This is a genomic window from Pseudomonas fluorescens, from assembly GCF_001623525.1.
GTDB classification, from domain to species: domain Bacteria; phylum Pseudomonadota; class Gammaproteobacteria; order Pseudomonadales; family Pseudomonadaceae; genus Aquipseudomonas; species Aquipseudomonas fluorescens_Q.
Map to the genome: position 1 here is coordinate 4,532,276 of NZ_CP015225.1, position 14,987 is coordinate 4,547,262.

The window sequence follows — 14,987 nt, forward strand, 5'->3', positions numbered from 1 at the left end:
GCCCACAAAAAAGCCGCCCTGAAGAGGGCGGCTTTTTCATCTGCTAACCGAGCCTTACAGCTGCGGACCAGCAGCCTTGATCGCGTCGCTGACGTCGAACTTCTTGAAGTTCTCGGTGAACAACCCGGCCAAGGCCTTGGCCGCTTCGTCGTAGGCAGCTTTGTCGGCCCAGGTGTTGCGTGGGTTCAACAGGCCAGTCTCGACGCCCGGAACAGCCAGCGGCACGTCCAGGTTGATGATGTCCAGGTGTTCGGTTTCAGCACCGATCAGCGCGCCGCTCTGGATCGCCGCGATCACCGCACGGGTGGTCGGGATGTTGAAGCGCTTGCCGACGCCATAGCCGCCACCGGTCCAGCCGGTGTTGACCAGGTAGACCTTGGAGCCGAAACCACGGATGCGCTTGATCAGCAGCTCAGCGTACTCGCCGGCCGGACGCGGGAAGAACGGGGCGCCGAAGCAGGTGGAGAAGGTCGATTTGATGCCACTGCCCGAACCCATTTCGGTCGAGCCCACCAGCGCGGTGTAGCCGGACAGGAAGTGGTAGGCGGCTTGCTCTTCGCTGAGGATCGACACAGGCGGCAGTACGCCGGTCAGGTCGCAGGTCAGGAAGATGACGGCGTTTGGCTCACCACCGAGGTTTTTCGGTGCGCGTTTTTCGATCAGCTCACGCGGGTAGGCGGCACGGCTGTTCTGGGTCAGGCTGTCGTCGGCGTAGTCGGCTTTCTTGGTGACTGGGTCCAGGACGACGTTTTCCAGCACGGCGCCGTGCTGGATGGCTTTCCAGATAACCGGCTCGTTCTTCTCGGACAGGTCGATGCACTTGGCGTAGCAACCGCCTTCGATGTTGAAGACCACGCCCACGCCCCAGCCGTGCTCGTCGTCGCCGATCAGGTAACGGCTTTCATCGGCAGACAGGGTGGTCTTGCCAGTGCCCGACAGACCGAAGAACAGGGTAACGTCGCCCTCTTCGCCCATGTTGGCAGCGCAGTGCATCGGCAGCACGTCGACCGCTGGCAGCAGGAAGTTCTGCACGGAGAACAGGGCTTTTTTCATCTCACCGGCGTAACGCATGCCGGCGATCAGCACTTTCTTGGCCGCGAAATTGATGATCACGGTACCGTCGGAGTTGGTGCCGTCGCGCTCAGGCTCGCAGACGAAGTTCGGCGCGTTGAGGATCTGCCACTCATCCTTGCCACCGGCGTTGTACTGCTCGGGGTTGATGAACAGGCAGCGACCGAACAGGTTGTGCCAGGCCGTCTCGGTGGTCATCTTGACCGGCAGGTAGTGCGCAGGATCGGAACCTACATGCACATGGGAGACAAAACGCTCGCGCTCGCCCAGGTAGGCTTCAACGCGGTTCCACAAGGCATCGAACTTGTCGGCCGGGAACTTGCGGTTGATCGGGCCCCAGGCGATGGCGTCCTGGGTGGTTGGCTCTTCCACGATGAAACGGTCGACTGGTGAGCGACCGGTACGATGACCGGTACGAACAACCAGCGCGCCAGTATCGGCAAGCTCGCCTTCACCGCGATTCAGGGCTTCTTTGACCAGATCATCGACACTCAGATCGGTGTACACGGCGTTATTGGCTTGCGTCATGAGATTCCCCGTCGGCCCATGGCCGAGTGCTCCAAACGTTTTGTAGTAGGAAGTCGCGCACTACTACCCGAAAAAAGTGGGCCGGATTATGCCAGAAAACCCCAAAAAGAGTAGGGCCCTCCCGTCAGTACGGCGTAAATCCGGCGTTTGCCAGGAGATTTACCTGCGCTGAACCGTTTTAGTGACGAGTATCTGACGGTGTGTCGACACCCGCACCGGCGAACAATTGCGCAATGTCCGCCGCGTCGAACAGGTAGCGCTCGTTGCAAAACTGGCAATCGATCTCGATGGCACCGCCATGCTCGATCACCAGTTGCTGCGCATCTTCCAGACCCAGACTGACCAGCGCATTGGCAGAACGTTCACGAGAGCAGCTGCATTGGAAGCGCAACGGTTGTCCGTCGAACAAGCGTACCTGCTCCTCGTGATAGAGGCGATGCAGCACGGTTTCGTTGTCCAGGCTCAACAGCTCATCGGCGCTCAGGGTGCTGGCCAGAGCGGTGACGTGCTGCCAACTGGCGTCGCGTTCTTCCGGGTCGCGCAGGCGATCGGCAGGCAGTTGTTGCAACAGCAAACCGCGGGCACGCCGTCCGTCTGCGTAGAGCCAGAAGCGGGTATTGGTCTGCTGGGACATGACGAAGTAGTTGGTGAAGCATTCAGCCAGGGTCACGCCATCGAGATCGACGATGCCCTGGTAGCGCTTGCCATGGGTAGGGTCCACCGTCAGGGCCAGCACGCCGTTGGGCATCATGTCGGCCAGGGTCGCGTCGGGCGCGATCTGCTCGGCGTGATAACGGGCCAGGCCGCGGATCTCGCGCTCGCTGGAGCACTCGATCATCAGCAGCGGGACCGGACCTTCGGAACGCGCCTGGAGAATCAGCAAGCCATCGAACTTCAAGGTGCCCACCAGCAACGCCGCAGCCGCCATCAGCTCGCCGAGCAGTTGTGCGACCGGCTCCGGATAGGGGTGCTTGGCGAGGACTTCGGCGTAGCTACGCTCCAACGCCACCAGCTCGCCACGGGCGTCGCTGTCATCGAAGATGAAACGTTGGGTGTAGTCGGTATCCGGTAAATCAGTCATAGGGTCTGGTATCTGAGGTGATGACAAATGATGGCGGGCATTTTATGGGCATTGCCGGTGGGTTCCAAGCAAGGCTTGGGTTTGCCTGACGGGAAGAGACCGATGACTCAATCCGAATTGTCATTGTGGCGAGGGAGCTTGCTCCCGCTCGGTTGCGCAGCGACCGTCAGATTTTGGGGCCGCTACGCAGCCCAGCGGGAGCAAGCTCCCTCGCCACGGGCCTTGCGCCAGCCTTTTTATTCGTTATTGCTGCCGTGAAACTTGAACAGGTCCCGGCGCTGCTTCTTGCTCGGCTTGCCATCGGTGCTGACCCCCAGGGCGCCGGCCTTGCGTTGCGCGGCGGCGGCTTCGCGCTTGGCGATGCTGGCTTCGGTCTCACGATACAGCGCCTGCGCTTCAGGTGCGCCGCGACGCACGATCGACAAAGCTTCGACCACCACGGTCTTTTTATCGAAGCCGGTGCGAATGACAAATTCATCGCCAACGCGTGGCTCCTTGCCCGGCTTGCAACGTTCTCCGCGGTGATGAACCTTGCCGCTCTCGATGGCGGTCTTGGCCAGGGCCCGCGTCTTGTAGAATCGCGCCGCCCACAACCATTTATCGAGACGGACCTTGTCGTCCTCTTCCTTTTTTTGTGCCACTGCCATTCCTCTTTTCTGCCAATAGTCGGAACTGTACTACCGTTTTTGTCGAGCGCACGAATCCGGGCCGACGGATAGAATGTCCGCCAAATCGCCTCCACATGCATGGCTTGGCTAGAAATCGGTTACAAGCACAAACAAGCGCGTAGATAACTGTCGCCATTTTGTGATTATTCTGCGTGAATACCGCGATTCGCGGAGTCCACGATCCGATGTACTGATCGCAGGTTTTTTTATTGAAGACTTTTGACCATTTGACCGTTGTCGGTCTGCGCGAGTGGGTGGCGCTCCCGGATCTGGGAGTCGTGGGCCTGCGGGCAAAAATCGACACCGGCGCCAGCACCTCCAGCCTGCATGCCACAGACATCGAGCCATTCGAGCGCGATGGCGAAAAGTGGGTGCGCTTCACTGCCCACCTCGGTACGGTCGTGCAATTGCGCCATCGCCGCTGCGAAGCCCCACTGGTGGCCCGCAAGACAATAAAAAGCTCCAACGGCCACGCTCAGGTCCGCTACGTGATCAGCACCACGTTGGCACTGGGTGATCGGATCTGGCGGGTCGAGTTCACCCTTGCCTGCCGCAAGTCCATGCGATACCGCCTGTTACTGGGTTCCAAAGCCTTGATCGACGGCCAATTGGTGGTCAATCCGGGTATCAAATACGTTCAAGACAAGCCGGCATTCCCGGTGTCCACTACCTCTGCCACAGGTGTTGCATGAAGATCGCTGTGCTGTCGCGTAATCCGCGTCTGTATTCCACTCGTCGTCTGGTTGAAGCCGGGACCGAACGAGGCCATGAAATGGTGGTGATCGACACCCTGCGCGCCTACATGAACATCGCCAGTCACAAGCCTCAGATCCACTACCGTGGCAAGCCGCTGGAAGGGTTCGACGCGGTGATCCCGCGCATCGGCGCATCGGTGACGTTCTATGGCTGCGCCGTGTTGCGCCAGTTCGAAATGATGGGGGTGTTTCCCCTCAACGAGTCGGTGGCCATCGCCCGCTCCCGGGACAAGCTGCGCTCGCTGCAACTGCTGTCACGGCGCGGGATCGGCCTGCCGGTCACCGGTTTTGCCCACTCCCCCGACGACATTCCCGACCTGATTGCGATGGTCAACGGCGCACCGCTGGTGATCAAGGTGCTGGAAGGCACCCAGGGCATCGGCGTGGTCTTGTGTGAAACCGCGACCGCGGCGGAGTCGGTGATCGAGGCGTTCATGGGCCTGAAGCAGAACATCATGGTCCAGGAATACATCAAGGAAGCCGGTGGCGCAGACATTCGCTGCTTCGTCGTCGGCGATAAAGTGATTGCCTCGATGAAACGCCAGGCCAAACCCGGAGAGTTCCGCTCCAACCTGCATCGCGGCGGCAGTGCCAGCCTGATCAAGATTACCCCGGAAGAACGCATGACCGCCCTGCGGGCCGCGAAAGTCATGGGCCTGGCCGTGGCCGGCGTGGATATCCTGCGCTCCAATCACGGGCCGCTGGTGATGGAGGTCAACTCCTCGCCAGGCCTGGAAGGAATCGAGACCACTACAAGCAAGAACGTGGCTGGGATCATCATCGAACACCTGGAAAAGAATGGCGGGCCGAACATGACCCGGACCAAAGGAAAGGGTTAGAAGAGCAGCTTCAAGCTTCAAGCTTTAAGCCAAGCCGGTTCAACTTGCAGCTTGAAGCTCGCGGCTTGCAGCTGCCCCTATACCGCATCCCTTGGCAGCATCAGCCCCAACGGCAACCGCACCCGCGCTTCCAGCCCACCACCGGCGCGATTGCGCAGTTCGACGTTGCCGCCGTGCATCGAGGCGATGCGCTTGACGATGGCCAAGCCCAGCCCAGTACCCTTCCCGCCCCGGGCGCGATCGCCGCGAGTGAACGGGTTGAAAATGGCTTCCAGCTCAGAGGGATCGATGCCGGCGCCTCGGTCCATGACGCTCAGCACCACGTAAGGCGCGCTGGTGTCACCGGAGACATAGGCCGCGACTTCGACGCCGGTGCCAGCGTGGTTCAGCGCATTGCCAATCAGGTTGTTCAACAAGCGCTTCATCGACACCCGGCGCAGGGGGAAGGGCTGGATCGGCTCCAGGCGCAGGTGCACTTTTTCGTCATTCTGGTTATAGGGCGCAGCCACCTCCCGCACCAATTCACTGAGGTCCACCTCTTCCACAGACTCGTCACGACCGTCGCGAATGAACGCCAGGAACTGGTCGAGAATCGCGTCCATGTCCTCGATGTCGCGGACCATCTCGTCAGTCAAGTCGGTGTGCTCGCCCATCAACTCCAGCGACAACCGCAGCCGGGTCAGCGGCGTACGCAAGTCATGGGAGACACCCGCGAGCATCAACTCACGCTCGCGCCCGGCCTGTTCGACATCCTCGGCCATCTGGTTGAAGGCACGGTAGACCTCGGTCATCTCGCTGGGCGTATCGCTGATGGGCAGCCGCACGCTACGCCCCTGGCCTAGTTGGCGGGCGGCGTAGACCAGGCGTTTCAAGGGTTGGTTGAGCTGGCTGACGAAGATCCACGCCGATGCCGTGGACAGCAGGCCGATGGCCAGGAACCAGCCGAGCACGTTCCAGATTTTCTGACCGCGCAGCGGATGCGGGTACAACGGCACTTTCAGCCAGCCATCCCCCAGGCTCGGGGCCCGCACCCATAGCGCTGGCGGCGAATGCATGCGCAAGCGCACCTCGGTATCGGCGCCCAGTTCGGCCTGCATCTGGCGTTGATAGATCTCGCTGTAGGGCCAGTGCTGCTCGCCCTCCGGCACGCCGGCACCGACGACGCGGATCAGGGTCGCGGCTTCGGCGATTTTCGCTCGATTGGTTTCGTCGGCAGCCCAATAGGCCCGCAAGGTCAAGGCAACGCCGTGGCTGTACTGCCGGTCCACGAGCACGTCTTCGTTCATCAGCAGGTACACCAGCGTCAGTGCCTTGGAGAAGAGCACGACGATCAGCACCAGCCAGAGGGTGCGGGAGAAGAAACTCTGGGGGAACCAAACGGGGGTTTTCATGAATAACCGCTACACACTTGCAGGAGCGAGCGATGCTCGCACAATGACAGACCGCGAGTCGCCTGGAAGAAGACATTTCAACCGGCCAGGCCACCCGCTCCTACAAATCGCCGATCACTTGCTGGCGGCGCCATCCGGTACGAACACGTAACCCACGCCCCAGACGGTCTGGATGTACCGCGGCTTGGAAGGATCGGGTTCGATCATCCGGCGCAGACGGGAAATCTGCACGTCAATGGAGCGCTCCAGCGCATCCCATTCACGACCACGGGCCAGGTTCATCAGCTTGTCGCGGGTCAGCGGCTGGCGGGCGTTCATCACCAGGGCCTTGAGCACGGCGAACTCGCCCGTGGTGAGCATGTGGACCTCATCGCCGCGCTTGAGCTCACGGGTGGCCAGGGACAGTTCGTAGTCGCCGAAGGTCACGCTTTCGTCTTCGCTGCCCGGCGCGCCAGGCACCGGCGCCGACTGGCGACGCAGCACCGCCTTGACGCGGGCCATCAGCTCGTCGGGGTTGAACGGCTTGGCCAGGTAATCGTCGGCGCCCAGTTCAAGGCCCTTGATACGACTAAGCTCGTCGCCCTTGGCGGTGAGCATGATGATCGGGATCTGGTTGTTGGCGCCGCGCAAGCGGCGGCAGGCGGTCAGGCCGTCTTCACCGGGCAGCATCAGGTCGAGCACCACCAGGTTGAACACTTCACGGGCCAGCAACCGATCCATTTGCTCGGTATTCGGTACGGTGCGGGCGCGGTAGCCCTTGCTGACGAAAAAGCGTTCCAGCAAGCTGCTCAGCCCCGGATCGTCGTCAACAATAAGAATTTTTTCGCCTTCAGCAGTTTGTGCAGTGCTGCTCATAGGAAGCTCCTTTGATCTCGGCGCGCATTATGGCCTAGCTGCCGTTATACGCACCGTGTGCATTGTTAGCAGATTTTTCCTCTATCACCACAAATCCGGGTATCAAGCCTACAGACCATGTCCCCCCCTCAGGACAGAACGCTGGTTATAATGCGCGGCCTTTTGTGCCAGGGAATGTCGGATCGTGACCCGGCGTGCCATTTTTTCAGCCTTGGCAAGGCAACTTTTTGAATTTCGCGGGTCAACAGGCAGCCTTTTGACCCAGGCAGCGGCGCATGCCAGGCCGCTCAACCAGTCTCGCCGAGCCCTGCTTCTGCGGTGGCGAGCCTGATTTCACAATTTGTCAGGTGGTTTTATGGACAGCATCAACAGCCGCATCGCCGAGGAACTCGGTGTACGCCCACAACAGGTCGAAGCGGCCGTCGCGCTACTCGATGAAGGCTCCACGGTGCCTTTCATCGCCCGTTACCGGAAAGAAGTGACCGGCAGCCTCGATGACACCCAATTGCGGCATCTGGAAGAACGCCTGCGCTACCTGCGAGAACTCGACGAACGGCGCATCAGTATCCTGGCCAGCATCCAGGAGCAGGGCAAGCTGACCCCGCAACTCGAGCGCGACATCAAGCTGGCCGACACCAAGACTCGTCTCGAAGACTTGTACCTGCCCTACAAGCAAAAGCGCCGCACCAAGGGCCAGATCGCCCTGGAAGCCGGCCTCGGCGAGCTGGCCGACGGCCTGTTCAACGACCCGACCCTGGCCCCGGAAACCGAAGCCGCGCGCTTCGTCGATGCCGAAAAAGGCGTGGCGGACGTGAAAGCGGCGCTGGAAGGCGCCAAGTACATTCTCATGGAGCGTTTCGCCGAAGACGCCAACCTGTTGGAAAAACTACGTAACTACCTCAAGCAGGAAGCCACCCTCAGCGCCCGGGTGATCGCCGGCAAGGAAGAGGAAGGCGCGAAGTTCCGCGACTACTTCGAACACGACGAACCGCTCAAGAGCATGCCGTCCCACCGCGCCCTGGCGATTTTCCGGGGTCGCAACGAAGGCATCCTCAGCTCCGCACTGAAGGTCGGCGATGAACTGCCAGGCACCATGCACCCGTGCGAAGGCATGATCGGCCAGCAATTCGGCATCCAGAACCAGAACCGCGCCGCCGACAAATGGCTGGCCGAAGTGGTGCGCTGGACTTGGAAGGTCAAGCTCTACACCCACCTGGAAACCGACCTGCTGGGCGAGTTGCGCGATAACGCCGAGACCGAGGCGATCAACGTGTTCGCCCACAACCTGCATGACCTGCTGCTGGCCGCACCGGCCGGCCCCCGCGCCACCCTGGGCCTGGACCCGGGCCTGCGCACCGGCTGCAAGGTCGCAGTGGTGGACTCCACCGGCAAGCTGCTGGACCACGCCACGGTCTACCCGCACGTGCCGCACAACAAATGGGACCAGACCCTCGCCGTGCTCGCCGCCCTGTGTGCCAAGCATTCGGTGGACCTGATCGCCATCGGCAACGGCACCGCCAGCCGCGAGACCGACAAGCTGGCCGCCGAGCTGATCAAGAAATACCCGGCCATGAAAATGACCAAGGTGATGGTTTCCGAAGCAGGCGCTTCGGTTTATTCGGCGTCGGAACTGGCCTCCAAGGAGTTCCCGGACCTGGACGTATCGATCCGTGGCGCGGTGTCCATCGCCCGTCGCCTGCAAGACCCATTGGCGGAGTTGGTGAAGATCGACCCGAAATCCATCGGTGTCGGCCAGTACCAACACGACGTTTCCCAACTGAAACTGGCGCGCGGCCTGGACGCCGTGGTGGAAGATTGCGTGAACGCCGTGGGCGTGGACGTGAACACCGCTTCGGTGGCGCTGCTGGCGCGGATCTCCGGCCTGAACGCCACGCTGGCGCAGAACATCGTCACCCACCGTGACGAACACGGCGCGTTCAAGACCCGCGCCGCGTTGAAGAAAGTGCCGCGCCTGGGTGAAAAGACCTTCGAACAGGCCGCCGGCTTCCTGCGGGTGATGAACGGCGATAACCCGCTGGACTCCTCCGCTGTCCACCCTGAAGCCTACCCGCTGGTACAACGCATCGCCGCCCAGACCGACCGCGACATCCGTTCGCTGATCGGCGACGCCGCGTTCCTCAAGCGCCTGGACCCGAAGAAATTCACCGACGAAACCTTCGGCCTGCCCACTGTCACCGACATCCTCCAGGAACTGGAAAAACCGGGCCGCGACCCGCGCCCCGAGTTCAAGACCGCCGAGTTCCAGGACGGCGTCGAAGACCTCAAGGACCTGCAACCGGGCATGATCCTCGAAGGCGTGGTAACCAACGTCACCAACTTCGGCGCCTTCGTCGACATCGGCGTGCACCAGGACGGCCTGGTACACATCTCGGCGTTGTCCGAGAAGTTCATCAAGGACCCGCGCGAAGCGGTCAAGGCCGGTGATGTGGTGAAAGTGAAGGTCATGGAAGTCGACATCCCGCGCAAACGCGTTGGCCTGTCGATGCGCATGAGCGACACGCCGGGCGAGAAAGTCGACGGTGCCCGTGGTGCGCGTCCTGGCTCGACACCACGCCAGACGCAAAACACCGCGCCGCGCAAGGAAAGCGCCACCGCAGCACCGACGAACAACGCCATGGCTTCGTTGTTCGCCAACGCCAAGCAGTTGAAGAAACGCTGATGGACGTGCCAGCCGGGTTGGTGGAGAGCGCTTTTTTCAAGCTGCTCGGCTGCCGTCTGCACAGCCTTGGGGACGGGGTGGCGCAAGTCGCCCTGAGCCTTGAGCCGCCGCTGCGCAATCGCGGCGGCAAGCTGCACGGCGGCGCGCTGTTCAGCCTGGTGGACATCGCCATGGGGCTGGCCTGCTCCAGTGTCCACGGCTTTGACCAGCAGAGCGCGACCATCGAATGCAAGATCAACTACATCCGCGCCGTGTCCGACGGCGACGTGTTGTGCACCGCCCGGGTCATCCACCCCGGCCGGCGCACGCTGGTGGTCGAAGCCGAGGTGATGCAAGGCGACAAACTGGTCGCAAAAGCGCAAGGCACGTTCGCTGTCCTATAGCTCCCGGTCATCGATTTGAGTTAATTTCGACGCCACGAAATGCGGTGTCGGGCTTTCCTGTGGGAGCGAGCTTGCTCGCGATAGCACAGGGTCAGTCAAGATCAACGTTGCTGATCCACCGCCATCGCGAGCAAGCTCGCTCCCACAGTGGGGTTGCGGTGGCTAGCTTTTGGCACGAAAACCAGGCGAAAACGCCAGTTTCAACTTCCCCCTTGTAGACCGTCTTGCCCACCCCCATATTGGGGCGACTGACGCGTGAAGGAATTCAACTTGAGCGACCTTTTAAACCGCCGCCTGGCCCTGCTCGGCGAGCGCGCCAACCTCTCCCTGCTCGAACAGTGCCTGCACGGAATCGAGCGCGAATGCCTGCGCGTCACTGGCGATGGGCATTTGGCGCAGACCCCGCATCCCAAGGCCCTGGGCTCGGCGTTGACCAACGAACAGATCACTACCGACTATTCCGAGTCGCTGCTGGAGTTCATCACGCCAGCCCTGACCAAACCCGCCGATACCCTGCGCAGCCTCGACAAGATCCATCGGTTTGCCTACAGCAAACTCGACGACGAGTACCTATGGAGCCCTTCGATGCCGTGCCCACTGCCGGCGGAAGAGGACATCCCGATCGCGTATTACGGCACCTCGAACATCGGTCGTCTCAAGTACGTCTATCGCAAGGGCCTGGCCCTGCGCTACGGCAAGACCATGCAATGCATTGCCGGGATCCACTACAACTTTTCTCTGCCTGAGAAGCTCTGGCCCCTGCTCCGGCAGGCCGAAGGCGTCGAGGCCAGCGACCGTGATTTCCAGTCGTCGGCCTACATCGCGCTGATCCGCAATTTCCGCCGCTACAGCTGGTTGCTGATGTACCTGTTCGGTGCCTCGCCGGCCCTGGACGCCGGTTTCCTGCGGGGTCGCCCGCACCAGTTGGAGCAACTGGACCCGGACACCCTGTACCTGCCCTACGCTACCAGCCTGCGCATGAGCGACCTGGGTTACCAGAGCAACGCCCAGGCCGGCCTCACGCCTTGCTACAACGACCTGGCCAGCTACACCGACAGCCTGCGCAAAGCGGTGGCGACGCCTTATGCGCCGTACGTCGAAGTCGGCACTCACCAGAACGGCGAGTGGGTGCAGCTCAATACCAACATCCTGCAGATCGAAAACGAGTACTACTCCAACATCCGCCCCAAACGCGTGACCTACACCGGCGAGCGGCCGATCCAGGCCTTGATGGCCCGGGGTATCCAGTACGTCGAAGTGCGTTGCCTGGACATCAACCCGTTCCTGCCGATGGGCATCGACCTCACCGAGTCGCGATTCCTCGATGCGTTCCTGCTGTATTGCGGCCTCAATGACAGCCCGCAGTTGGAAAACAACGAATGCGGCAACGCCACGAGCAACTTCCTGACCGTGGTCAAGGAAGGCCGCAAGCCTGGCCTGCAATTGCAGCGTCAGGGTCAAGCGGTGGACATGCAGGCCTGGGCCGTCGAATTGCTGGAAAAAATCGCACCGTTGGCCGCGCTGCTCGACCAGAGCCAAGGTGGCGATGCCCACCGCCAGGCGCTGGACGCACAACTGGCGAAAGTCCGCGACCCGTCCCTGACGCCCTCCGCCCAGGTGCTGGCCGCCATGGCCGAACATCAGGAAAGCTTTGCCCAGTTCTCGCTGCGCCAAAGCAAGGCCCACGCCGAGTTCTTCCGCGCCGAGCCGTTGCCCGCCCAGGAGCAGGCGGCCTTCGAAGACGCCGCGCGCGAGTCGCTGGTCCAGCAAGCTGAGCTGGAACAGAACGAGGTCGGCGATTTCGATGTGTTCGTGGGTTCGTATCAGGCGAGCATTTTGGCGATCAGTAACTGATCATCCTTCTTTGACGGGGATGCTCTTGTGGCGAGGGAGCTTGCTCCCGCTCGGCTGCGCAGCAGTCGTAAAAATGGGGCCTGCTGCGCAGCCCAGCGGGAGCAAGCTCCCTCGCCACGGGGGGCTTAGCCATCTTCAATAGATTTTTTCGAAAATAAGCTCATTCGAAAAAGTTATTTATTTTACAATTCTTAGATCATTTAGTCTCCTTCAACGCCGAACATCCGGCGGCCTGTTGAGGAGCTTTCCCATGTCTTTGCGTTTCCCCCTTCGCCTTCTCGCGGCCGCCTCCCTGGCCGTCACCAGCTTTTTTGTCCAGGCAGCCGACCTGACCGTCGCCTACCAGACCACCGTCGACCCGGCCAAGGTCGCCCAGGCCGATGGCGCCTATGAAAAAGCCACCCAAGCCAAGATCGACTGGCGCAAGTTCGATAACGGCGCCGATGTCATCACCGCCATCGCCTCGGGCGACGTGCAGATCGGCTACCTCGGTTCCAGCCCGTTGACGGCGGCCATCACCCGCAAGGTCCCGGTGGAAACCTTCCTCATCGCCACCCAGATCGGTGCCGCCGAAGCCTTGGTGGTTCGTGACGGTTCGGGCATCAATTCCCCACAAGACCTGATCGGCAAGAAAATCGCCGTGCCATTCGTGTCCACCGGGCACTACAGCCTGCTCGCCGCGTTGAAGCACTGGAACATCGACCCGTCGAAAGTCACCGTACTCAACCTGGCGCCACCGGCCATCATCGCCGCCTGGAAGCGCGGTGACATCGACGCCACCTACGTCTGGGACCCGGCCCTGGGCGTAGCCAAGGAAAACGGCAAGGTCCTGATCACCTCGGCGGAGCTGGCCAAGTTCGGCGCCCCGACCTTCGACGCCTGGATTGTGCGCAAGGACTTCGCCCAGAAGCACCCTGAAATTGTCACAGCCTTCGCCAAAGTGACCCTGGATGCCTACGCCCAATACCGCAAGGACCCACAAGCCTGGCTGGCCGATGCATCCAATGTCGACAAACTGGTGAAGCTCTCCGGCGCCAAGGCCAGCGATATCCCGCTGTTGCTGCAAGGCAACGTCTTTCCCCTGGCGGCCGATCAGGTCGTGAGCCTCGGCGCACCGACCACCCAAGCCATCACCGACACCGCAGCGTTCCTCAAGGAGCAAGGCAAGGTCGACGCCGTGCTGCCGGACTACGCGCCTTACGTCAGTGCCAAATACATTGCTCGTTGAGCGAAAAAAAGGAGACACGCAATGGCCTTGCTCCAGCTGGAGCGCATCAGCGCACAGTACCCCGGCGCGGCGGAACCTGTGCTGGCGGATATTTCACTGACCCTGGGGCCCCAGCAATTGCTGGTTGCCCTCGGTCCGTCGGGCAGTGGCAAGACATCGCTGTTGAACCTGATTGCCGGGTTCGTCGAGCCCAGCGCCGGGCAGATCACTCTCGACGGCAGGCCGGTCAAGGGCCCGGGCGCCGAACGCGGCGTGGTGTTCCAGGACGATGCGCTGCTGCCGTGGCAGGACGTGCTGGCAAACGTTGGGTTCGGCCTGGAACTGGCCGGCATCCCCAAGGAAAAACGCGAGGCTCGCGCCCGGGAAATGCTTGCCCTGGTGGACCTGGCCGGTTTCGAGCACCGCCGTATCTGGCAGCTCTCCGGCGGCCAGAAGCAACGCGTCGGCCTGGCCCGGGCATTGGCGGCCGACCCTCGCGTGCTGCTGATGGACGAACCGTTCGGCGCGCTGGACGCCTTCACCCGCGAGCAGATGCAGGAACTATTGCTGCAAGTCTGGCAGCGCACCGCCAAACCGGTATTCCTGATTACCCATGACATTGAAGAAGCGGTCTTCCTCGCCACCGACTTGATTTTGCTGGCGCCCAATCCGGGGCAGATCGTCGAGCGTCTAAGCCTGGATTTCGGCCAGCGCTACGGCGCCGGGGAATCGGCGCGGTCGATCAAGTCCGACCCGCGCTTTATCGAAACCCGCGAGCATGTGCTTGCCAAGGTGTTCTCCCAACGCAGCGCCACTCGGCCACAGGAGCGCGCATGAGCAGCTACGAAATCCCCGCCGTCGTCAGTGAAACGACGAGCAAGCGCCCGGCCGAGGGCTTAAGGCCCAGCCTGAGTACGCGCTGGATCAGCGGCTTGACCCTGATCGCACTGCTGGCGGTCTGGTGGGCCGTCACCGCCAGCGGCCTGATTGAACCGCTGTTCCTGCCCTCGCCGTCTGCCGTGCTGCAAAAAGGTTGGCTGCTGGCGACCAGCGGCTACATGGACTCGACCCTCTGGCAGCACCTGGCCGCCAGCCTTGAACGCATCGGCCTGGGCCTGTTGTTCGCCGTGCTGACGGCAGTGCCGGTGGGCATCGCCATTGGCGCCAACCGCATCGCTCGCGGCGTGCTCGACCCGTTGATCGAGTTCTACCGGCCAATTCCGCCGTTGGCGTACTTGCCGTTGATCGTGATCTGGTGCGGCATCGGCGAGTTGTCGAAGGTCCTGCTGATCTACCTGGCGATCTTCGCCCCGATTGCCATCGCCACCGCCACCGGTGTGCGCACTGTCGACCGGGCCAAGCTACGCGCTGCGCAATCGTTGGGCGCCACCCGGGCCCAGTTGATTCGCCACGTGATCGTGCCCAGTGCCTTGCCGGACATCCTCACCGGCATTCGCATTGGCCTGGGCGTGGGTTGGTCGACGCTGGTGGCCGCCGAACTGATCGCCGCCACCAGCGGCCTGGGGTTCATGGTGCAGTCAGCGGCGCAGTTCCTGGTTACCGACGTGGTGGTGCTGGGAATCCTGGTGATCGCACTGATCGCTTTCGCCATGGAAATGGGCCTGCGCGCCCTGCAACGCAAACTGGTGCCGTGGCACGGCCAGGCCCATTGATA

13 protein-coding genes are annotated in these 14,987 nt (G+C 61.9%); 8 read left to right on the forward strand and 5 right to left on the reverse strand.

The window, feature by feature from the left end; genetic code table 11:
* Positions 1 to 54 precede the first annotated feature (54 nt).
* From TK06_RS19500 to TK06_RS19510, 3 genes are all read right to left on the reverse strand, one after another.
* On the reverse strand, positions 55 to 1,599 hold the full coding sequence (locus tag TK06_RS19500; RefSeq protein ID WP_060739668.1) for a phosphoenolpyruvate carboxykinase: 1,545 nt from the start codon (positions 1,597 to 1,599) through the stop codon (positions 55 to 57).
* Positions 1,600 to 1,777: 178 nt separating this feature from the next.
* Complete coding sequence (gene hslO / locus TK06_RS19505; protein WP_063323416.1) at positions 1,778 to 2,680, reverse strand: Hsp33 family molecular chaperone HslO; 903 nt, start codon at positions 2,678 to 2,680, stop codon at positions 1,778 to 1,780.
* 236 nt (positions 2,681 to 2,916) lie between these two features.
* Positions 2,917 to 3,321 (reverse strand): RNA-binding S4 domain-containing protein, encoded by a 405-nt coding sequence (locus TK06_RS19510; protein WP_063325185.1) that lies wholly within the window; start codon positions 3,319 to 3,321, stop codon positions 2,917 to 2,919.
* Positions 3,322 to 3,575: 254 nt separating this feature from the next.
* Here TK06_RS19510 and TK06_RS19515 point away from each other — a divergent pair, with 254 nt between their 5' ends.
* Entirely contained in the window at positions 3,576 to 4,040 is a 465-nt protein-coding gene (locus TK06_RS19515) for an ATP-dependent zinc protease family protein (protein ID WP_170845936.1), read from the forward strand.
* The gene (gene rimK, locus TK06_RS19520) at positions 4,037 to 4,942 is read left to right on the forward strand and encodes a 30S ribosomal protein S6--L-glutamate ligase (RefSeq protein ID WP_003196697.1); all 906 of its coding nucleotides are present in this window, start codon (positions 4,037 to 4,039) and stop codon (positions 4,940 to 4,942) included. The genes TK06_RS19515 and rimK overlap by 4 nt, the downstream gene beginning before the upstream one ends.
* Before the next feature lie 77 nt (positions 4,943 to 5,019).
* On the opposite strand, the gene TK06_RS19525 is transcribed toward rimK, so the two are convergent.
* Positions 5,020 to 6,333 (reverse strand): ATP-binding protein, encoded by a 1,314-nt coding sequence (locus TK06_RS19525; protein ID WP_063323417.1) that lies wholly within the window; start codon positions 6,331 to 6,333, stop codon positions 5,020 to 5,022.
* Positions 6,334 to 6,447: 114 nt separating this feature from the next.
* The gene (gene ompR, locus TK06_RS19530) at positions 6,448 to 7,188 is read right to left on the reverse strand and encodes a two-component system response regulator OmpR (protein ID WP_003196691.1); all 741 of its coding nucleotides are present in this window, start codon (positions 7,186 to 7,188) and stop codon (positions 6,448 to 6,450) included.
* Positions 7,189 to 7,543: 355 nt separating this feature from the next.
* Between ompR and TK06_RS19535 the strand changes: the two genes are divergently transcribed.
* From TK06_RS19535 to tauC, 6 genes are all read left to right on the forward strand, one after another.
* Complete coding sequence (locus TK06_RS19535; RefSeq protein ID WP_063323418.1) at positions 7,544 to 9,868, forward strand: Tex family protein; 2,325 nt, start codon at positions 7,544 to 7,546, stop codon at positions 9,866 to 9,868.
* On the forward strand, positions 9,868 to 10,251 hold the full coding sequence (locus TK06_RS19540; protein WP_014336033.1) for a PaaI family thioesterase: 384 nt from the start codon (positions 9,868 to 9,870) through the stop codon (positions 10,249 to 10,251). Before TK06_RS19535 ends, TK06_RS19540 begins: the two co-directional genes overlap by 1 nt.
* A 270-nt stretch (positions 10,252 to 10,521) precedes the next feature.
* The gene (gshA, locus tag TK06_RS19545) at positions 10,522 to 12,105 is read left to right on the forward strand and encodes a glutamate--cysteine ligase (protein WP_063323419.1); all 1,584 of its coding nucleotides are present in this window, start codon (positions 10,522 to 10,524) and stop codon (positions 12,103 to 12,105) included.
* Positions 12,106 to 12,355: 250 nt separating this feature from the next.
* A complete protein-coding gene (gene tauA / locus TK06_RS19550) occupies positions 12,356 to 13,333 on the forward strand; it encodes a taurine ABC transporter substrate-binding protein (RefSeq protein WP_063323420.1) in 978 nt (325 codons plus the stop codon).
* Positions 13,334 to 13,354: 21 nt separating this feature from the next.
* Positions 13,355 to 14,149, forward strand: a complete 795-nt coding sequence (tauB, locus tag TK06_RS19555; protein ID WP_063323421.1) for a taurine ABC transporter ATP-binding subunit — start codon at positions 13,355 to 13,357, stop codon at positions 14,147 to 14,149.
* Positions 14,146 to 14,985, forward strand: a complete 840-nt coding sequence (gene tauC, locus TK06_RS19560; RefSeq protein ID WP_063323422.1) for a taurine ABC transporter permease TauC — start codon at positions 14,146 to 14,148, stop codon at positions 14,983 to 14,985. The genes tauB and tauC overlap by 4 nt, the downstream gene beginning before the upstream one ends.
* Positions 14,986 to 14,987 lie beyond the last annotated feature (2 nt).